Origin of the sequence: Devosia honganensis, from assembly GCF_042648785.1 — a bacterium.
In the GTDB taxonomy this organism is placed as follows: domain Bacteria; phylum Pseudomonadota; class Alphaproteobacteria; order Rhizobiales; family Devosiaceae; genus Devosia; species Devosia honganensis.
In genome coordinates, this window is the sequence record NZ_JBHRYD010000015.1 from 1 (window position 1) to 18,869 (window position 18,869).

Genomic DNA, 18,869 nt, shown 5'->3' on the forward strand with positions numbered 1-18,869 from the left:
GGCAAACACCTCAAAAGTGTCAGGCATGTCCCCGAACATCTGTCAGCTATGTATCAGGGCCGAACACTCGTCCGGGCAATCCAGTACGCAGGGCCATCGCATGGACCACCCGAACAAGTCGGGTGGTGACGGTGGGGAGGGGGCGGTGAAGGGCCGTTTGAGGGAGGACGCCCCCTACAGCAGCAGGCAGTCGCCGCCGGCGGCCTTGATGTTGGTGCAGATATTGGCGGCGCCTTCGCGGGAGGCGGCGGGGACGAGGACGCGGTAGTAGATGCCGCGCTCGCCCAGATCGACCCGCTGGATTTCCAGATTGGCACCGCCGAACAGAACGCCGTAGCGGGTGGCGATGGCCTGGGCGGACTGCCGGGCCGCTTCCTCGGTACGCTGCGAGGCGAGCTGCACATAGGCCGCGCCGCCGCCGGCACTGGCGGCTGGCGCCGCGGCGACCGGCTCGGTCGCGATCGGAGCGGGCGCGGCAGGCGCGGCGCTGGCGGCCGAGAGAGCCGCGGCGGCGGCCTGGGCGAAATCGTCCGGGCGCGACATGGGCATGGTGACGCTGCGGCCGGGAATGGCGGCGCCCGCCACGTCGACGACCGGAACGACGGCGCCCGGCGCGGCGGGCGTGGGCGCCGGGGTGGCTTCGGCCTGCGGGGCGACGGCGGTGGCCTCGCCGGCCTCGGTGCTGGCGATCAGCTCGGGCGTGGAGAAATCGGCGCCGGGAACGTCGGGCACGGCGGGACGGTCGACCGGCAGCATGGCGCTGCCCGCCAGGCTGTCGTCGCCGCTGACGATGGTGCCGTCGGGACGCACGGTGACGGTGCGCACCCGGCGATTGACCAGTCCTTCCTGGTTGGGATCGACGGCGGTGCCGTCATTTCCCGCCAGGACGCCGCTGCCGGCGGCGGAATTGACCTCCGCCACGGTGTCGGCATCGGCCTGGTCGCGCGACACGATCTGCTCGTCGGCCCCGGTATTGGTGCCGGAAATCTCGTTGAAGACCACCGATTCCGGCGCAGCGGCGGAGGCATCCGGCTCCGGAACGTCCTTGATCGGGGTGGTATCGGCGACAAGGAGCGGGGCCGGGCCGGCGGGCGCGCCCCCCTGCCCCAGCACCCAGTAGAGGCCAAAGCCCGCGACGGCCAGGAGGCCGACCGCGACCACCGGACCAGCCACGGCGCGCGGCATGCCCAGAAGCGGCCCGCGGCGCTCGCGCAGGGGAACGGCGCGCTCCATTTCCGGGACATGTTCCGAGGCGTGGCCGAGGGGCGCGTCGTCCTCATGCACCCATTCGACCCGGGCGCCGGTGGCGGCGGCAGCGGCGAGGATGGCATCGTCGACCGTTGCGGCCTCGGCCTTCACTTCGGACACCGGAACCTGCGGCGACGCCGGCGCGGCGGCAACGGGAATGGTGGGGGTGGCAAGGCTGCGCAAGGCCGGGCTGGGCGGCGCGGGCTTGTTCAAATGCACCGCCGGCCCCACCAGCCGCTCGATATCGCCCAGCGCGTCGGCCTGGCCGGACGGCGGCATGGCCTGCGCCGGCTCCGCCGGAGCGACGGGTTCGGGCGCTGTCGGTTGAGGTTCCACCGCTTCGGGACGGGGCGCCGGCATGGCCGGCTCGGGGGAGCGGAGGCCGAAGACCGGCGGCACGCCGAAATTGTCCTCGCCGCGCGCCGGACCGGCAACGAACGGCACCTCTTGCGGCTCGTGCTCGGGCTCGGGAGCGATATCGTTGGCCAGCTCCGCCGCGATCAGATCGGCGATGCTCTCATGATCCAGCGGCGCCGGCTCGGCGGGCGCAACGGGCGGCGGCGCCGGTTCCCGTTCGGGCACCGGCGTGACCGGCCCGGCAGGCGCGCCGGCGCTATCGAGGCTGAAATCGAAGGCGAAGGGCTCGGCGCCGGGCGATGCGGCCGGCGGCTCGTCGCCCGGAATACGGATTGCGGGAGCGGAAGGACGGGATTCGGCTGCAGGCTGGGGCGGCGCTGTCTGCCCGGACACGGGCGCCTCGCCGCCGGGGATACGGACCGGTGCCGGCGCCGGCTTGCCGGCATCGCCGCCGCGCGCATCGTCGGCCATCAGCCGGGCCAGTTCTGCAATAAGATCGTCCGGTGCTTCAGTCTGTCCGGCCATGGATTGCGGCTTCGCTGACGGCATGTCGCAGCGCCCCTAGAATGCGGATAATCCCTGCAAGGATTTTGCCGCGAGTGTTCACACCAATGCGCCCGAATTATGAAAGCTCTTCGGGCGCCGAGACCCCCAATATGCCCAATCCATTGCGGATTACCTGACGGACGGCATCGGCCAGCGCGAGTCGCGCAAGCGTCAACTTCGGGTCGGAAGGGTTAACAAATCGTAACTGCGCATCGTCCCGGCCCCGGGTCCAGAAAGCGTGGAAAGCGGCGGCCAGATCGTGCACGAAGAAGGCGACCCGGTGCGGCTCGTGCGCCACGGCGGCGGCGGCGGCGGTGCGCGGCCAGGCGCCCAGCAGGCGGATGAGCTCGATATCGGCGGCACTTTCCAGCAGCCCGGTTTCGGCGCCGGCCAGCGCCGCGGGGGAAATGTCGAGCCCGGGCATGTCGCGCGCCGCGTTGCGGAACACCGAACAGGCCCTGGCATGGGCGTATTGCACGTAAAAGACCGGATTGTCGCGCGTCTGTTCCCTGACCAGCGCGAAGTCGAAATCCATGGCCGCGTCGTTGCGGCGGAACAGCAGCATGAAGCGGGTGGCGTCGGAGCCCACCTCCTCGACCAGATCGGCGAGGGTGACGAGGTCCCCCGAGCGCTTGGACATCTTGAACGGCTCGCCGTCCTTCAGCAGCCGCACCAACTGGCAGATGCGCACGTCCATCTCCGCCTCGCCATGCGACACGGCCTTCACCGCCGCCTGCAGGCGCTTGACATAGCCCGAATGGTCGGCGCCCAGCACATTGACCATGTGGTTGAAGCCGCGCAGATATTTGTTGCGGTGATAGGCGATGTCGGCGGCGAAATAGGTATAGGAGCCGTCCGACTTGACCAGCGCCCGGTCGGTGTCGTCGCCGTAATCGGTGGCGCGGAACAGGGTCTGCTCGCGGTCCTCCCAGTCCTCGGGCGTCTTGCCCTTGGGCGCCTCGAGCCGGCCCTCATAGACCATGCCCTCCTCGCGCAGCCAGGCCAGGGTGGTTTCGATATCGCCGCCCGGCCCGTGCAGGGCGCGCTCGGAAAAGAACACGTCGTGATGGATATCGAGCTTGGCCAGGTCCGCCTTGATCAGATCCATCATCGCGGCCAGGACGCGCTCCTTGACCAGCGGCAGCGCCTCGCTCTCGGGCATGGCCAGCAGCCGGTCGCCGAATTCGGCCTTGAGCGCCTCGCCCACCGGGATGAGATAATCGCCCGGATAAAGGCCGGGGGGAATCCCGACGGTCTCGCCCAGCGCCTCGCGATAGCGCAGCAGGGTCGAGCGGGCGAGGACGGTGATCTGCCCGCCGGCGTCGTTGATGTAATATTCGCGCGTGACGTCGTAGCCCGACCACGCCATGAGCGAGGCCAGCGCATCGCCGAAGACGGCGCCGCGCGTATGGCCCACATGCATGGGGCCGGTGGGATTGGCCGAGACATATTCGACATTGACCCGCTCGCCCCGGCCCATGTCGGAGCGGCCGTAATTTTCGCCCTGCGCCCCCACGGCCTTCAGCACCTGATGCCAGATGGCGTTGGACAGGCGGAAATTGATGAATCCCGGCCCGGCGATCTCGACCGTCTCGACGTCCGGCGCCGAGGCGAAGCGCTCCACCAGCGCCGCCGCGACCTCGCGCGGATTGCGGCCCAGCGGCCTGGCCACCACCATGGCGGCATTGGTCGACAGGTCCCCATGGGCGGCGTCGCGCGGCGGCTCGACCACGACGCGCGCCAGCAGGCCCTCATCGATGCCGGGATGATCGGCACGCAGTGCCTCGATGACCCGGGTGGTAAAAAGCGCGAAAATATCCATGACGAACCTGCTCGAAAAGCTGGGGTCCGGTTAACGGAATTCCGGTCGAGCGTCAAACAGGCGCTGATATTCATCGAGGGCATAGGGATCGGTCATGCCGGCGATGAAATCGGCCACGATGCGCGCCCGCGCCGGCCCGGAGACCGCCCTGCCCGCCTCGCCCCAGCGGCCCGGCATGTCGGCATCGTCCATATAGCGGGCGAACAGGCGCTCCACCACCGCCTCGCTTTCGCGCACCGGCACCATCACCGCCTCGTGGCGATAGACCCGCTCGAAAAGGAAACGCTTGAGCGCCTGCTCGGCAACGGCCGCCTGCGGCGAAAACATCACCAGCGTCCGGCCGGCCAGCCGCACCGCCTCCGCCGAGGCGACGCCGGCAGCGGCGATATTGGCGCGGCTGGTGGCGATGACGTCCTCGACCGCCCGGGTGATCATGCGGCGCTGCACCTCGTGGGTCTGGCGCTTGACGGCGATGTCCGGATAGCGTCCGAGCACTTCGGCGACGATGGGGCCGGCCATGGGCACGTCGAGGAAGTCCCGGAGCGAAACCAGATCCGCCCGCAAGGCGTCGTCGATGTCGTGGGCGTTATAGGCGATGTCGTCGGCGATCGCCGCCACCTGCGCCTCGAGGCTCGCATGGGTGGCCAGGCGCAGGTCCGCCGGCACCGGAATGGCGTCGAGGCCGGCGGGCAGGCCGTGCTCGGCATAGCGGCCGCGGGGCCGTCCATCGGGATGGAGCAGCGGCCCGTTGTGCTTGAGGATGCCCTCCAGCGTCTCCCAGGTGAGATTGAGGCCGTCATGCTCGGCATAGCGGTTTTCGAGCAGGGTGACGACGCGCAGCGCCTGCACATTGTGATCGAAGCCGCCATGAGGCGCCATGGCCCGGTCCAGCGCCCGCTCGCCGGCATGGCCGAAGGGGGTGTGGCCCAGATCGTGGCTGAGCGCCACCGCTTCGGCCAGATCCTCGTCCAGCCCCAGCGCCCGGGCGATGGAGCGGGCGATCTGGCTCACCTCCAGCGTATGGGTCAGCCGGTTGCGGAAATGCCGCCCCTCGTGATGCAGGAACACCTGGGTCTTGTGCTGGAGGCGGCGGAAGGCGGTGGAATGGATGATGCGGTCGCGGTCGCGCTGGAATTCGGAGCGCGTGGGGCTCGGACCGGTGCCGTGGAGCCGGCCCGGGGACAGGGCGGGCCGCGAGGCATAGGAGGCGGTCTGGTTCATCTGTCGGGTCCCGGGCCTTTGCAACGGCGCTTCATGCGCCTATCTTAGGCGCAGCGTTATGACATTACGACCGCCCCGGAAACACCCATGACCGCCCTCGCCGACATCCCCGCCGTAACCCTTTCCGACCGCGCCGCCAAGCGCGTGGCGCGCATCCTCGCCAAGGAGGCGCCCGGCACCGTGCTGCGCGTCGCCGTATCCGGAGGAGGATGCTCCGGCTTCCAGTACGAATACAATCTGGTGCAGGAAACGCCGGGGGACGACGATTTCGTGCTGCAAAAGGGCGACGCGACGGTGCTGATCGATTCGCTCAGCCTCGAATTCATGGGCGGCGCCGAAATCGACTTCGTGGACGATCTGGTCGGCCAGTCCTTCCAGATCCGGAATCCGAACGCGGTGGCCTCCTGCGGCTGCGGCACGAGCTTCGCGGTTTAGCTTCACGGCTCCATCCCACGGCGCTAAGCTCCGCCGGCAACGGGAGGAATCGCATGAGCAGCCATATCGATGCCGTGATGGACGAGGCCGTGGACAAGCAGTCCATCGTGGGCGGCGAACTGGTGGTGGCGCGCCATGGCGACATCGCCTATCGCCGCAGCTTCGGCTGGTTCGACCGCGAAGCCGGCATCGACATGATCGACAACGCCATCTATCGCCTCGCCTCGGTGACCAAGCCCATCGTCGCCGCCACGGCGCTGGCCATGGCGGACAAGGGACTGCTCAGCCTCGAGGACCCGGTATCGGCGCATCTGGACTGGTTCGCGCCGCGCCTCGATGACGGCTCGCCGGCGCGCATCACCATCCACCATCTGCTGACCCACACCGCCGGGCTGGCCTATGCCTATCCCGCCGATCCCGAAATTTCGGGCGGGCTGGGGCCGACCGAGCTGACGCTCGAGGAAAATTTCAGCCGCGTCGCCCGGCAGAAGCTCGAATACGAGCCGGGCACGGGCTGGCTCTATTCGGTGGCCATCGACGTGCTCGGCGCGGTCCTGGCACAGGTGCATGGCGCCAGCCTCGGGGATGCGGTGCGCACCCATGTCACCGGGCCGCTGGGCATGACGGAAACGGGGTTCTTCGTGGCCGACGAGCAGCGCCTCGCCAAGCCCTATGCGGACGGCACGCCGCCCATGCCCATGGCCGAGCCGCAGGTAGTGACCGATGACGAGGGCAATAGCCGGGTCTTTTCGCCCGCCCGCATCTTCCACCCCCGCGCCTTCCAGTCCGGCGGGGCGGGGATGGCGGGAACGCCGGGCGACATGCTTCGCTTTCTCGAAGCCATGCGCAATGGCGGCGGCGGCGCGGTCTCGCGCGAAAGCGTGGCCCTCGCCTTTTCCAACCGCATCGGCGACATCGCGCGCAAGGATGCGGGGCAGCGCTTCGGCTATCTGGGCGCCATCGTCGCGGACCCGGTGGCGGCCAATTCGCCATCGGCGGCCGGCACGGTCAACTGGGGCGGGGTCTATGGCCATTCCTGGCTTGTCGATCCGGTGAACGGGCTTACCATCGTGTCGATGACCAATACGGCGCTGGAAGGGTGCACGGGGCAATATCCCAAGGACCTGATCCGCGCCGTCTATGCCGACCTGACCTGAGGACAAATCATGGCCCTGCGCATCGCCACCTGGAACATCAACGGCATCAAGGCCCGGCTCGAACTGCTCGTGCGCTGGCTCGAGGAGGAAAAGCCGGACATCGTCGGCCTGCAGGAAATCAAGACGGTGGACGAGGGCTTTCCCCGCGCCGAGATCGAGGCGCTGGGCTACAATATCGAAACGCACGGCCAGAAGAGCTGGAACGGAGTGGCGCTGCTTTCGAAACTCCCCTTCGACGAGGTGCATCGCGGCCTGCCCGGCGACGACGCCGACGAACAGGCGCGGCTGATCGAGGGGGTGTTCTCCGCCGAAGGCGGGGTGGTGCGGGTGTGCAATATCTACCTGCCCAACGGTAACCCGGTGGATACGGAAAAATTCCCCTACAAGCTCGGCTGGATGGAGCGGCTCAACCGCTTCACGGCGGAGCGGCTGGAACTGGAGGAGCCCTTCGTGCTGATGGGCGACTTCAACCTCATCCCCGCCCCCATCGACGCGCACGACCCCGAGGCGTGGTGGGGCGACGCGCTCTATCGTCCGGAAAGCCTCGAAAAATTCCGCATCCTGCAAAATCTGGGCATGACCGACGCCCTGCGCGCCGTCACCGGCGAGCAGACCTTCACCTTCTGGGATTTCCAGGCCGGCGCCTGGCGGCGCAATGCCGGCATCCGCATCGACCACATGATGCTCTCCCCCCAGGCCGCCGACCGGCTCGACGACGTCATGGTGCACAAGGATTTGCGCGGCTGGGACCGGCCCAGCGACCACGTGCCGGTGGAGGGGACGTTCAGCTTTTAGAGGCTGTTCGGGCAGTTGTCCGGCGCCGCAAGCCTGCGCGAGATCGAAGCGGGGCTTGCGGCAAAGCCGGGACGCATAGACTTATCCGGCCGCGCCCCCAAAAAGGGAGAGGTGAGGCGTCCCGGTTGCAGCTTCGCCGGCCGGGGCCCATATTAGGCGGACCCGATCCGCAGAAGTTGCCCGCCCCCTTGTCCAGCCAGTTCACGGCAGAAATCCATTCCAGCACGGCCGCCATTCCGGCCGCGACGTGGAACGGCCTCGTGCCCGCGAGCGCCGGCACGCCGCACAATCCTTTTCTCGACCACGGCTTTTTCCAGGCCCTCGAGGAATCGGGCTGCGCCACCGCCCGCACCGGCTGGCAGCCGCAGCATATCCTCTTGCGCGACGCCGCGGGGGAGCCGGCCGGCCTCTTGCCCCTCTTCCTCAAATCCCACTCCATGGGCGAATATGTCTTCGACCATGGCTGGGCCAATGCGCTGGAGCGCGCCGGCGGACACTATTATCCCAAGCTCCAGGGCTCGGTGCCCTTCACTCCGGCAACCGCGCCGAGGCTGCTGGTGCCCTCCGGCAGTCTCGAGGCGCAGGCGGCGCTGCTGTCGGCCGCCCAGCAACTGACACTGCGGCTCGACGCCTCCTCGGCGCATCTCACCTTCCTGCCGGAGGAGGAGGCGGCCCTTGCGGGCTCGATGGACTGGCTGCGCCGCGTCGATACCCAGTTCCACTGGTTCAATCGCGGCTTTTCCAGCTTCGAGGATTTCCTCGACACGCTGTCCTCGCGCAAGCGCAAGACCATCCGCCGCGAGCGCCGCGACGCGCTGGCCGACGGGCTGACGGTGCGCTGGCTGAGCGGCCGCGAGATCGAGGAAGCCCATTGGGACGCCTTCTTCGCCTTTTACGAGGATACCGGCGCCCGCAAATGGGGTCGCCCCTATCTCAACCGCAGCTTCTTCTCCCTGCTCGGCCAGTATATGGCCGAGAGCGTGGTGCTGATGCTCGCCTATGACGGCCACGAGCCGATTGCCGGCGCCATCAATTTCCGCGGACGCGACCGGCTCTACGGCCGCAACTGGGGCGCGGTGCGCAACGTGCCGTTCCTGCATTTCGAAATCTGCTATTACCAGGCCATCGACTATGCCATCGCCCACGATCTGGCCGTGGTCGAGGCCGGCGCCCAGGGCGAACACAAGCTGGCCCGCGGCTACGAGCCGGTCAGCACCCATTCGGCCCACTGGATCGCCCATCCCGGCCTGCGCCGCGCCGTCGCCGACTATCTGGAGGACGAACGCCCCGCCGTCTCCCGCGAGCAGCAAATGCTCGAAACCTTCACCCCCTTCCGCAAGGGCGAGCGCCAGGAGCGGTGAGACGCGCCCGCCGCATGGGCTGGGGAAACGGGGATTCCCGCTTGGCGCGGGAATGACATTGCGGGTGGGGAGATTCAGTGCCTTTGCCTTTCCCGCCCTTCCCCCTCTTTCGTCATTGCCGGGTTTATCCCGGCAATCCAGCTTGCGGCGGTTTCGCGTGGACCACCGGAACAAGTCCGGCGGTGACGATGGGGGAGGTTCGAGGGGGGCCGGCCGTCGCGGGATTTCGGCAGAGCTCACAGCGACACGCGCAGGCCCTTTCCCTTGTTCCCAAGCCACCCTAAAACAGGGCGGTCCGACGATAGGGAGCTTTTCATGGCTTATGATTCCACCAATATCTTCGCGAAAATCCTCAGGGGCGAGATGCCCTGCCACAAGGTCCATGAGGACGACACCGCCCTGGTGATGATGGATATCTTCCCGCAGTCGAAAGGCCATACGCTGGTGATTCCCAAGGCGGCGTCCCGCAACCTGCTCGATGCCGATCCGCAAACCCTTTCGGCGGTCATGCCGCTGGTGCAGCGGCTCGCCATCGCCCTCAAGGCGGTCACCGGGGCCGACGGCATCCGGCTGGCCCAGTTCAACGAGGCACCGGCGGGCCAGACGGTGTTCCACCTGCATTTCCACCTGATTCCCGTTTACGAGGGCGTGCCGCTGGGCGCCCATGCCGGAGGCAAGGCGGACGATGCCGAACTTGCCGCCCTCGCCGCCGACATCGCCGCCAGCCTCCAGCCGTGACGCCCACCCGCCACCTCGCCCTCGGCATGGTCCTCACCGCCGCCGCCGGCTTCATCGACGCGGTGGGCTTCGTCGAACTGGGCGGCTTCTTCATTTCCTTCATGAGCGGCAACACCACCCATGGCGGCGCGGCGCTGGTGGAGGGCGCCTGGGGCGTGTTCGGCTTCAGCCTGTCGCTGGTGGCGCTGTTCTTCCTGGGCAGCATATCGGGAACGCTGCTGGCCACCTCCAATGCCCGCTGGGGCCCGGCCATCGTCAGCTTCGGCGTCACGCTGGGGGTCGCCGCCACGCTGGTCCTGAGCCTGCGCGGCTGGCCGCCCAGCCAGTCCATGCTGGTGCTCGCCGCGGCGGCGGGCGCGCAAAACGCCATCCTGCCCATGCGCGGCGCGGTGCGGCTGGGCGCCACTTTCGTCACCGGCACGCTCTATGTCGCCGGACAGGACCTGGCGCTGGCGCTGAAAGGAAAAGTGCCGCCCTGGCGCTGGACCCAACATCTGGCGGTATGGCTGGGCCTCCTGGGCGGCGCCACGCTGGGCGCCCTGCTCTACCGGTTCTCAGGCATGGTCGCCCTCGCCCTGCCCGCCGCCATCTATGCCGCCTTCGCACTCGGGCATTTATGGGCGGCGCGGAAGGGGTAGCTGTTGCGTTCCCCTTCCCCTTGAGGGGTTCCGCGCCGTCGATTTTCTCGATGAACCGATCGGACCCCCGGACAATCCCGAGCCCCCACCCTCATTCCCTCCCCACAAGGGGGAGGGAGGCGACGGGGCCGGCCTTCCCCTCCTTCTCGAACGCTGCCCTCGGGCAGCGACGCGACGGGAATGAAAAGGCCGGGATCGCTCCCGGCCTTTGTGGTTATTTCTCCGCCGCCGCCTTGGGCTTCTTGGGCTTGGGCAGGGCCTTGGGCTTGGCCGGGCGCGGGGGGACCGCGACCAGTTCCAGCTTGGCTTCGGCACCCTCGCCCACCACGGCGACGGTAACCGAGCCGCCCTTGACCAGTTCGCCGAACAGCACCTGGTCGGCCAGCGGCTTCTTGATGTGCTCCTGGATCACGCGGCCCAAGGGGCGCGCGCCCATGCGCTCGTCATAGCCGTGATCGGCCAGCCAGTCGGCAGCCTCGGGCGTGAGGTTGATGGTGACACCCCGCTCGGCCAGCTGGCCCTCGAGCTGCAGCACGAACTTCTCCACCACCCGGCGCACCACCTCGCGCGGCAGCGGCGCGAAGGAGATGATGGCGTCGAGCCGGTTGCGGAATTCCGGGCTGAAGGTGCGGTTGATCGCATCCTCGTCGTCCCCGACCTCGCGCTTGCGCCCGAAGCCGATGGGCGCCCGGGCCAGTTCCGCCGCGCCGACATTGGAGGTCATGATCAGGATCACGTTGCGGAAGTCGACCGCCTTGCCGTTATGGTCGGTCAGCTTGCCGTGGTCCATGACCTGCAACAGCACGTTGTAGAGGTCCGGATGGGCCTTCTCGATCTCGTCCAGCAGCACCACGCAATGCGGATGCTGGTCGACGCCATCGGTGAGCAGCCCGCCCTGGTCGAAGCCGACATAGCCCGGCGGCGCGCCGATCAGCCGGCTGATCGTGTGGCGCTCCATATATTCGGACATGTCGAAGCGCAGCAGCTCCACGCCCAGCGTGTCGGCCAATTGCTTGGCCACCTCGGTCTTGCCGACGCCGGTGGGGCCGGTGAACAGATAAGAGCCGATGGGCTTTTCCGGTTCGCGCAGGCCCGCCCGCGCCAGCTTGATGGCCGAGGACAGGGCGGTGATGGCCCGGTCCTGCCCGAACACCACCGTCTTGAGGCTCTGCTCCAGCCCCGACAGCAGCTCGGCATCGGACTTGCTGACCGATTTGGGCGGAATGCGCGCGATCGAGGCGATGGTGGCCTCGATATCCTCGACCTCGATCACCTTCTTGCGCTGGTCCTCCGGCAGCAGCATCTGGCTGGCGCCGGTCTCGTCGATCACGTCGATGGCCTTGTCGGGCAGCTTGCGGTCGGTGATGTAGCGGGCGCTGAGCTCGACGGCGGATTTGAGCGCGTCATCGGTATATTTGAGCTTGTGGAAGTCCTCGAAATAAGGACGCAGGCCTTTCACGATCTCAATGGCATCCGGAACCGAAGGCTCGTTGACGTCGATCTTCTGGAAGCGCCGAACCAGGGCCCGGTCCTTCTCGAAGAACTGGCGGTATTCCTTATAGGTGGTCGAGCCGATGCAGCGGATCGCCCCCGACGCCAGGGCCGGCTTGAGCAGGTTGGAGGCATCGAGCGCCCCCCCGGAAGTGGCGCCGGCGCCGATCATGGTGTGGATCTCGTCGATGAAGAGCACCGCGTCGGGCATCTTCTCGAGTTCCTTCATCACCGCCTTCAGCCGCTCCTCGAAATCGCCGCGATAGCGCGTGCCCGCCAGCAGCGAGCCCATGTCGAGCGCATAGATGACCGCGTTCCTGAGCACCTCGGGCACCTCGCCCTCGACGATCTTGCGCGCCAGCCCCTCGGCGATGGCGGTCTTGCCGACGCCGGCATCGCCCACATAGAGCGGGTTGTTCTTCGAGCGGCGGCACAGCACCTGGATGGTGCGGCGCAATTCGGCGTCGCGCCCGATCAGCGGGTCGATCTTGCCGGCGCGGGCCTTTTCGTTGAGGTTGACGCAGAAATCGGCCAGGGCCGAGCTTTTCTTGCCCTCGGCGCCGCCTTCGGCATTGCTCTCGCCGTCCTCGGCGCCGCGCACCTTGCGCTCCTCGCTGGGGCCGGACTTGGTGATGCCGTGGGAGATGAAATTGACCGCGTCCAGCCGGCTCATGTCCTGCTGTTCGAGGAAATAGGCCGCGTGGCTCTCGCGCTCGGCGAAGATGGCGACGAGCACATTGGCCCCGGTCACCTCCTCGCGGCCGGAGGACTGGACATGGATGACCGCGCGCTGGATGACGCGCTGGAAGGCGGCCGTGGGGCGCGCGTCCTGACCGTTCTGCACGATCAGGCTGTCCAGCTCCTCGTTGATGAAGTCTTCCAGATCGCTCTTGAGCGCGTCGATATCGACGTCGCAGCCGGTCAGCACCGCGATGGTCTCGCGGTCGTCGGTGAGGGCGAGCAGCAGGTGCTCGAGCGTGGCGAACTCATGGTTGCGCTCACGAGCCAGGTTCATCGCCTGGTGCAGAGCCTTTTCGAGTCCGCGTGAAAATGAGGGCATATGACGTTCCTACTGTTTTTCCATCACGCATTGCAGCGGATGCTGGTTCTTGCGTGCCGTATCCATCACGCGGGTCACCTTGGTCTCGGCCACCTCGTATGGATATACGCCGCACTCACCCACCCCCTTCTGGTGCACGTGCAGCATGATGCGCATGGCGTCTTCGCGTGACTTGTTGAAGACGTCCTGCAACACCAGAACGACGAATTCCATCGGCGTGTAGTCGTCGTTGAGCAGCAGAACCCGGTAGAGGTTCGGCCTTTTGGTCTTGGGACGCGTCTTGGTCACCGTCCCGGTTTCGAAATTCGCATCGTCCCCGCCCCGGCGGCCGCCATCCTCGTCCCCGGGGCCGGCAGCCGGGCGCAAGGAGGGCGCGGGCCGGGTCGGGAACGGTTCGATCGGAGCGGGCAGAAAGGGAGTCATGGTCATGGCAGGCGCTCTGTCGCCGGAAGAACGAAGCAGTCGGTCGGACCCATTATGTAGGCAAAATCCTCCCGGTGTTAAGGGCCAACCCTTCGCGAATATGTGAGAGCGGGAAAAGGCCGGGATTCGGTCCCCCAAGGGGTCGGCGACGGCCTGCGGTAACGGTCCGTTACCCGAACTCATCTTTGCCCCGAAAATCGATGGCATTTTACCGAATGGTAACGGCGGCGGCCATAGGCTGCGCATTGGCCGATGGTTTGGGGTGTTTGGGGACAATCCGCGACCCGGCCGCGTCGATCGAGTTGCGTACGGGCGCGTAATGCCCGAGTAAGTATTGGAGTACCGGGTGATTTCCCTGGCGAAGACCCCATGGGGCGCTGTGTTTTTCCGCGCCGCCGCTGCCGTCCTGGTTGCCCTCGCCCTCAGCATTTCCGCTGCGGCGCCGGCCCATTCCATCGAAAATCTCCGCAAATATGCCGGTATCGTGGTGGACGCCAAGTCCGGCAAGATCCTCTACGAGGACGCCGCCGACGCCAAGCGCTACCCCGCTTCCGTGGCCAAGGTGATGACCCTTTACATCCTGTTCCAGGAGCTGAAGGCCGGCAATCTGAACCTTTCCACCAAGATGACGGTGTCGCGCCACGCCGCCGCCGCCGTGCCCACCAAGCTGGGCCTGCGCGCCGGCTCGACCATTTCGGTGGAGGACGCCATCAAGTCGCTGGTGACGCTGTCGGCCAACGACATGGCCCGCGTCATCGCCGAGCACATCTCGGGCACCGAATCCAAGTTCGCCGAGCGCATGACCGCCACGGCCCGCGCCATGGGCATGCGCAACACCACCTATCGCAACGCCTCGGGCCTACCCGATGGCGGCCAGGTGACCACGGTGCGCGACCAGGCCATACTGGGCATCGCCATCTACCAGCACTTCCCGCAATATTACGAATATTTCCAGACCAAGAGCTTCAAGTTCGGCGGCAAGACCTATGGCAACCACAACCGGGTGCTGGGCTATATGGGCGCCGTGGACGGCATCAAGACCGGCTATATCAACGCCGCCGGCTCCAATCTGCTGACCGCCGCCCGCAAGGATAATCGCCACATCGTCATCGTCGCCTTCGGCTTCAACTCGGCCGCGTCGCGCGACGAGAAGGTGCGCCAGCTCGTCTCCGCCTATCTGGGCAAGGGACGGCGCGGTGACTACCTGCAGACCGCCATGGTTCCGGTGCCGGGCCGCCAGGGCAACAGCCAGTTCGCGCTGGCCCAGCCGCGCAAGCCGGGCTTCGCCATGCCCACGCCCATGCCCGATTTCCGCCTCGCCGCGCTGGTCGCCGGCAATGGCGCACGGCCGCAGGCCCAGCCGCAGGTGGCGGTCGCCAGCGCCGCGGCGCCGGTGGACCTGCCCACGCCCATGCCCACCGATCTGGGCCTGTCGCCGGCGGTGCAGGCGGCGACCGTGCTGGCCGCGCCCAGCCAGGCCGAGCCCGCCTATCCCAGCCAGGACGTCATCGGCGCCTGGCTCAGCGAAACCTATAATCTGGGCGCCCCCCCGGCGGCCCTGGGGCAGACGGCGCCCTCCGCGCCGCTGCTGCCGCCCGGCAATGTCGGGGGCGGCGCCGGCCAGCCGGTCGACCTGATGCATTCCGGCTCGGTGGCCGAGGCGGCCCCGGTCGGCGGCTGGATCGTGCAGATCGGCGCCGGCCCCTCCGAGGACAGCGCCCGCGCCATGCTCGCCGACGCCGCCAGCAAGGTCGGCGCGCTGGGGGATTTCCGCTCCTATGTCGAACGCTTCGAAAAGAGCGGCCAGATCTTCTACCGCGCCCGTTTCGTCGGCTTCGGCGACCGGGACGACGCCAACGCCATGTGCAGCCGCCTCAAGGACCAGAATCTGGCCTGCCTGGCGATGCAGGGCTGACGACACCTTCTTCCGGCACGGCGGAACCAACCGCCGGCCGGCAAAATCCAACGGGGAAGCCACCTGGTGCTTGTGTATGGAGTAGCCCGATGAGTGACCGTAACGCCCTGGTCGAGTTGGCCGGCTTTATCGGCCGTTCGCCCCTCGCCTCCCCCGACATGAAGATCCGCAACCGCGCGCTCGGCGGCATGGCCGAACGGCTGCTGCCCCGCCAGAAGCGCTCGGTGGGCGACCTGCTCGGCGTGGTCATGACCCTCTCGGCCCGGACAAGGCGCATGGCGCAGGACCCGGTGTCCGTGGAAATCGACGTCTTCGCCCCCGGCGGCAAGCGCGCCCTGCGCCTGATGCTGGGCGGGGATTGAATAGCGGAGTCCGCTGCTTCCGACTTGTTCCCGGTGCATTCCCGTTTGGCGCATTTTGCTGGCGGTGAGGGGCCCTCGGGTCGGAGCCCGAGGGCAGCGTTGGGGATGCGCCCACCCCCCCCCTTCGTCCTTGCCGGACTTGTTCCGGCAATCCAGTGCGCCGGACCATCGCATGGACCACCCGAACAAGTCGGGTGGTGACGGTGTGGAGGGGTTCGTTCAGGGGTGGAAGCGGCGGTTTGTGCCGGATACCGCCCCCTCCCCTGCCTTCGTCATTGCCGGACTTGTTCCGGCAATCCATCTTTGCTCCGGCATCGCGATGGCCCACCCGGACAAACCGGGTGGTGACGGTGGGGAGGGCTTCGACCCGAGGGCAGCGCTACACCAGCGCCACGATTTCCTTGCGCTTCCAGACGAACTGGTACCAGCCGGCCTGCAGAACCAGCATCATGGTGAAGCTGGCGGCGTAGGCGATCCAGATGCCGGTGAGGCCCAGGCTGGTCTGGCTGAGCCAGATGGCGCCGGGCAGCTCGATCAGCAGAATGCAGGCGAGCGAGAGCACCATGGGCATGTAAACCGTGCCGCTGGCCCGCATGATGCCGGAAAACACCACGCTCCAGCCGAAGCACAATATGCTCCACAGCACCACGTGCAGCAGGGTCTCGGTCAGTTCGACCACTTCGGGATCGGTGATGAACAGCGCCACCACGTGCTGGCTGAACAGATAGGCCAGCACGATCAGGCCCCCGGTGATGAGCAGGTTGAGCCCCAGCGCCGTGCGGGTGATGGCCGAAAGCTGGTGGTTCTGGCGCGCCCCGATCGCCTGCGCCGCAAAGATCGAGGCGGCGATGCCGATCGACATGGCGGGGAACTGCACATAACTCATCACCTGCCCCAGCGCGCCATAGGCGGCGGTGGCGTCCGAGCCGAAGCGGTTGACCAGCCCCACCACGACGATGCCGGCAATGGAGGAGATCACCATCTGCAGGCCCGCCGGTACGCCCAGCTTGAGGATCAGCCCCAAAAGCCGGAAATCGGGCCGCAGCATGGCCGCGAGCAGCACCCCATCCGGCGCCAGCGGCATGTTGCGCACGCGCATATAGACGAAGAGGAACACCAGCACCGTCACGAAACCGGCGATCATCGCCCAGGCGGCGGCGTTGACGCCCAGTTGCGGCAGGCCGAACCAACCCAGGATCAGCGCCGGGGTGACCAGCAGGCTCACCACCATGGACAGGATCAAAGAGAACAGCGGGGTGATGGTGTCGCCCACCCCGCGCAGCACCGAGGTGACGACGAGGAACAGGAAAAAGCCGGGCATGCCGATGAGCACGATCCGCGCATAGCCCACGGCCATGTGCAGGATATTGTCGGGCGCGCCCAGGACGGTCATGATCTGTTCGGTCCAGATGCCGCCGACGACGGCGACGACGAGGCCGAGCACGATGGCGGCGGCCAGCGTGGTGCCGGTCACCTGCTTGACCTTGTCGACATTGCGGGCGCCCCAGGCCTGTCCGATGAGCACGGTCGAGCCGGCCGAGAGCCCGATCAGGAAACTCATGAGGAAGAACATGATGGGGAAGAAGGTGGCGGTGGCCGCCAGCGCCTCGACGCCGATCATCTGTCCCACATAGATGGAGTTGATCGTGCCCGACAAGGCCTGGAGGATGTTCGAGGCCATGAGCGGGATCAGGAACAGGCTGAACCGCTGCCAGAGCGGACGGGTCGAATCGGGGTGCATCGGAAAACGCTCCGGAGTGGAATTGAACGGCGCGTCACGGCCTCGAGGCCCCGGAACCGGCAGGGACTGAGCAATATTCAGACCGCCGGAGGGCCAAGTCACATCCGCCCAGGGCGGATGTCGGCGGGTGCACGCTGGAGGCTCGGCAATGACACGCCGGTCTCTACGCCGCCCTCCTGCAAGCGTCAATCGGCCTTTTCCCGGCCGATGGGCGCAGCGATGGCGCGAATGGCGGGGGATTTCAGCGAATATCGAGTGCGTGGAGAGAACCCTTCACCCCGGAGGGGGCAGGAGCGCCTGACGCCGCTTCCGTCAAACGCCGAAACGATCTAAAGACGGCGCATGTCGCAAGCCATGACCCTGCCCGCTTCCCCCATGGACCAGTTCTTCGCCGGCGCCCGCGCCTGCGTGCCGGTGGCCATTTCCGTCGCCGCCTATGGCCTGGTCTGGGGCGTGCTGGCGCGGGGGGCAGGCCTGAGCCCGCTGGAAGTGGTGATGATGAGCGGGCTGGTCTTCGCCGGCTCGGCGCAATTCGTGGCGCTGGACCTGTGGACCGCGACCCCGGCGAGCCTGCCCATCGGGCCGCTGGTGCTCGCCGCCCTCATCGTCAATCTGCGCTACCTGCTGCTCACCGCCACGCTGCGTCCGCTCTATCCGCCCGGACGGCTGGGCTTCCGGGCGCTGGGCATGTATCTGGTGACGGACGAGAACTGGGCCATGACCGCCGCGGCCATGGCGCGCGGCGGCGGCAGCGTCGCCTTCCTCATGGGCGGCGGGGTGCTGGCCTGGTTGTCCTGGATGAGCACCAATCTCGTCGGCTACGGCCTCGGCTCGGCCATCGACGATCCGGCGCGCTGGGGCCTCGATTTCGCCTTCACCGCCACTTTTCTCGCCCTGCTGCTGGGCATGTGGAAGGGCCGGGGCGACATCGTGCCCTGGCTGGTGGCGGCGCTGGCGGCGATCCTGACGGCGCGCTGGGTCGAGGGAAGCTGGCATATCCTGGTGGGCGGCCTTGCGGGCAGCCTGGCCGGCGCGGTGGTGGAGATGCGCAAGCATGTTCACAAGTCCTGAAGCCGTCATCGCCATATTGGGCATGGCGCTGGTCACCATCGCCGTCAAGGCCAGCGGCCTGCTGCTGGCGGACCGCCTGCCCCGCGACGGTTTCGCCGCCGCCTGGCTGCGGCACATTCCCGGCGCGGTGCTGGCGGCGCTGGTGGCCCCGGCACTGGTGACCGGCAGCATGGCTGAAGTGGTCGCCGCCGCCGCGACCTCCGCCATCTTCATCCTGTCGAAGAACCTGTTCGCCGCCATGGCCGGGGGCGTGCTGACCGTCTATCTGATGCGCCTCTGGCTGGGGACGTAGAGGGTGTTTTCCTCTCCTCTTTGAGGGGAAGGAAACGCATGCGTATGCGATAGCCCCGGCGCTGCCATGAGATGCTGGAACGATCCGTTGCGGATCGGTCGGTGGTGCCCCCCGCGAGACTCGAACTCGCACGCCTCGCGGCGGAGGATTTTGAGTCCTCTGCGTCTACCATTCCGCCAGAGGGGCACGGGTCGGG

General features: G+C 67.5%; 16 protein-coding genes and 1 tRNA gene. 10 read left to right on the forward strand and 7 right to left on the reverse strand.

All coding sequences use genetic code 11. The features are described 5' to 3' along the window. Positions 1-174 precede the first annotated feature (174 nt). The 3 genes from ACFOOL_RS15025 to ACFOOL_RS15035 form a co-directional block, all read right to left on the reverse strand. Positions 175-2,154: an SPOR domain-containing protein gene (locus ACFOOL_RS15025; RefSeq protein WP_380098111.1), complete on the reverse strand. Its 1,980-nt coding sequence runs from the start codon at positions 2,152-2,154 to the stop codon at positions 175-177. 73 nt (positions 2,155-2,227) lie between these two features. After that, positions 2,228-3,973: an arginine--tRNA ligase gene (gene argS, locus ACFOOL_RS15030; protein ID WP_380098112.1), complete on the reverse strand. Its 1,746-nt coding sequence runs from the start codon at positions 3,971-3,973 to the stop codon at positions 2,228-2,230. A 30-nt stretch (positions 3,974-4,003) separates the two neighbouring features. Then, complete coding sequence (locus tag ACFOOL_RS15035; protein WP_380098114.1) at positions 4,004-5,194, reverse strand: deoxyguanosinetriphosphate triphosphohydrolase; 1,191 nt, start codon at positions 5,192-5,194, stop codon at positions 4,004-4,006. Between the two features lie 87 nt (positions 5,195-5,281). Between ACFOOL_RS15035 and ACFOOL_RS15040 the strand changes: the two genes are divergently transcribed. The 6 genes from ACFOOL_RS15040 to ACFOOL_RS15065 all read left to right on the forward strand — a co-directional run bounded on the left by ACFOOL_RS15040 (position 5,282) and on the right by ACFOOL_RS15065 (position 10,318). Further along, positions 5,282-5,629, forward strand: a complete 348-nt coding sequence (locus ACFOOL_RS15040; RefSeq protein WP_380098116.1) for a HesB/IscA family protein — start codon at positions 5,282-5,284, stop codon at positions 5,627-5,629. Positions 5,630-5,682: 53 nt separating this feature from the next. Further along, entirely contained in the window at positions 5,683-6,786 is a 1,104-nt protein-coding gene (locus tag ACFOOL_RS15045) for a serine hydrolase domain-containing protein (RefSeq protein WP_380098117.1), read from the forward strand. A 15-nt stretch (positions 6,787-6,801) separates the two neighbouring features. After that, positions 6,802-7,581 (forward strand): exodeoxyribonuclease III, encoded by a 780-nt coding sequence (gene xth / locus ACFOOL_RS15050; protein ID WP_380098301.1) that lies wholly within the window; start codon positions 6,802-6,804, stop codon positions 7,579-7,581. A 188-nt stretch (positions 7,582-7,769) separates the two neighbouring features. Beyond that, positions 7,770-8,942, forward strand: a complete 1,173-nt coding sequence (locus tag ACFOOL_RS15055) for a GNAT family N-acetyltransferase (protein ID WP_380098118.1) — start codon at positions 7,770-7,772, stop codon at positions 8,940-8,942. A 315-nt stretch (positions 8,943-9,257) separates the two neighbouring features. Then, positions 9,258-9,680 (forward strand): HIT family protein, encoded by a 423-nt coding sequence (locus ACFOOL_RS15060; RefSeq protein WP_380098120.1) that lies wholly within the window; start codon positions 9,258-9,260, stop codon positions 9,678-9,680. Continuing rightward, a complete protein-coding gene (locus ACFOOL_RS15065; protein ID WP_380098122.1) occupies positions 9,677-10,318 on the forward strand; it encodes a YoaK family protein in 642 nt (213 codons plus the stop codon). The genes ACFOOL_RS15060 and ACFOOL_RS15065 overlap by 4 nt, the downstream gene beginning before the upstream one ends. 214 nt (positions 10,319-10,532) lie before the next feature. On the opposite strand, the gene clpA is transcribed toward ACFOOL_RS15065, so the two are convergent. Both clpA and clpS read right to left on the reverse strand, forming a co-directional pair. Further along, the gene (gene clpA / locus ACFOOL_RS15070) at positions 10,533-12,869 is read right to left on the reverse strand and encodes an ATP-dependent Clp protease ATP-binding subunit ClpA (protein ID WP_380098123.1); all 2,337 of its coding nucleotides are present in this window, start codon (positions 12,867-12,869) and stop codon (positions 10,533-10,535) included. 9 nt (positions 12,870-12,878) lie between these two features. Next, a complete protein-coding gene (gene clpS / locus ACFOOL_RS15075; RefSeq protein ID WP_380098304.1) occupies positions 12,879-13,292 on the reverse strand; it encodes an ATP-dependent Clp protease adapter ClpS in 414 nt (137 codons plus the stop codon). 346 nt (positions 13,293-13,638) lie between these two features. Here clpS and ACFOOL_RS15080 point away from each other — a divergent pair, with 346 nt between their 5' ends. Both ACFOOL_RS15080 and ACFOOL_RS15085 read left to right on the forward strand, forming a co-directional pair. After that, positions 13,639-15,207 (forward strand): SPOR domain-containing protein, encoded by a 1,569-nt coding sequence (locus ACFOOL_RS15080; protein ID WP_380098124.1) that lies wholly within the window; start codon positions 13,639-13,641, stop codon positions 15,205-15,207. An 89-nt stretch (positions 15,208-15,296) separates the two neighbouring features. Further along, positions 15,297-15,569 (forward strand): hypothetical protein, encoded by a 273-nt coding sequence (locus ACFOOL_RS15085; protein WP_380098125.1) that lies wholly within the window; start codon positions 15,297-15,299, stop codon positions 15,567-15,569. Between the two features lie 379 nt (positions 15,570-15,948). On the opposite strand, the gene ACFOOL_RS15090 is transcribed toward ACFOOL_RS15085, so the two are convergent. Next, positions 15,949-17,310 carry an MATE family efflux transporter gene (locus ACFOOL_RS15090; protein ID WP_380098126.1) on the reverse strand — a complete coding sequence of 454 codons (1,362 nt, stop codon included), beginning with the start codon at positions 17,308-17,310 and terminating at the stop codon, positions 15,949-15,951. 342 nt (positions 17,311-17,652) lie between these two features. Here ACFOOL_RS15090 and ACFOOL_RS15095 point away from each other — a divergent pair, with 342 nt between their 5' ends. Both ACFOOL_RS15095 and ACFOOL_RS15100 read left to right on the forward strand, forming a co-directional pair. After that, positions 17,653-18,381, forward strand: a complete 729-nt coding sequence (locus ACFOOL_RS15095; RefSeq protein WP_380098127.1) for an AzlC family ABC transporter permease — start codon at positions 17,653-17,655, stop codon at positions 18,379-18,381. Further along, the gene (locus ACFOOL_RS15100; protein ID WP_380098129.1) at positions 18,365-18,673 is read left to right on the forward strand and encodes an AzlD domain-containing protein; all 309 of its coding nucleotides are present in this window, start codon (positions 18,365-18,367) and stop codon (positions 18,671-18,673) included. Before ACFOOL_RS15095 ends, ACFOOL_RS15100 begins: the two co-directional genes overlap by 17 nt. Positions 18,674-18,775: 102 nt before the next feature. Here the strand turns inward: ACFOOL_RS15100 and ACFOOL_RS15105 are convergent. After that, positions 18,776-18,859 (reverse strand) — tRNA-Leu (locus ACFOOL_RS15105). Between the last annotated feature and the right edge of the window lie 10 nt (positions 18,860-18,869).

Excerpts from the sequence above, each read along its gene's own strand:
- ACFOOL_RS15025 (WP_380098111.1), bottom strand. The coding sequence starts at position 2,154 with ATGCCGTCAGCGAAGCCGCAATCCATGGCCGGACAGACTGAAGCACCG.
- argS (WP_380098112.1), bottom strand. The coding sequence starts at position 3,973 with ATGGATATTTTCGCGCTTTTTACCACCCGGGTCATCGAGGCACTGCGT.
- ACFOOL_RS15035 (WP_380098114.1), bottom strand. The coding sequence starts at position 5,194 with ATGAACCAGACCGCCTCCTATGCCTCGCGGCCCGCCCTGTCCCCGGGC.
- ACFOOL_RS15040 (WP_380098116.1), top strand. The coding sequence starts at position 5,282 with ATGACCGCCCTCGCCGACATCCCCGCCGTAACCCTTTCCGACCGCGCC.
- ACFOOL_RS15045 (WP_380098117.1), top strand. The coding sequence starts at position 5,683 with ATGAGCAGCCATATCGATGCCGTGATGGACGAGGCCGTGGACAAGCAG.
- ACFOOL_RS15060 (WP_380098120.1), top strand. The coding sequence starts at position 9,258 with ATGGCTTATGATTCCACCAATATCTTCGCGAAAATCCTCAGGGGCGAG.
- clpA (WP_380098123.1), bottom strand. The coding sequence starts at position 12,869 with ATGCCCTCATTTTCACGCGGACTCGAAAAGGCTCTGCACCAGGCGATG.
- clpS (WP_380098304.1), bottom strand. The coding sequence starts at position 13,292 with ATGACTCCCTTTCTGCCCGCTCCGATCGAACCGTTCCCGACCCGGCCC.
- ACFOOL_RS15085 (WP_380098125.1), top strand. The coding sequence starts at position 15,297 with ATGAGTGACCGTAACGCCCTGGTCGAGTTGGCCGGCTTTATCGGCCGT.
- ACFOOL_RS15090 (WP_380098126.1), bottom strand. The coding sequence starts at position 17,310 with ATGCACCCCGATTCGACCCGTCCGCTCTGGCAGCGGTTCAGCCTGTTC.
- ACFOOL_RS15095 (WP_380098127.1), top strand. The coding sequence starts at position 17,653 with ATGTCGCAAGCCATGACCCTGCCCGCTTCCCCCATGGACCAGTTCTTC.
- ACFOOL_RS15100 (WP_380098129.1), top strand. The coding sequence starts at position 18,365 with ATGTTCACAAGTCCTGAAGCCGTCATCGCCATATTGGGCATGGCGCTG.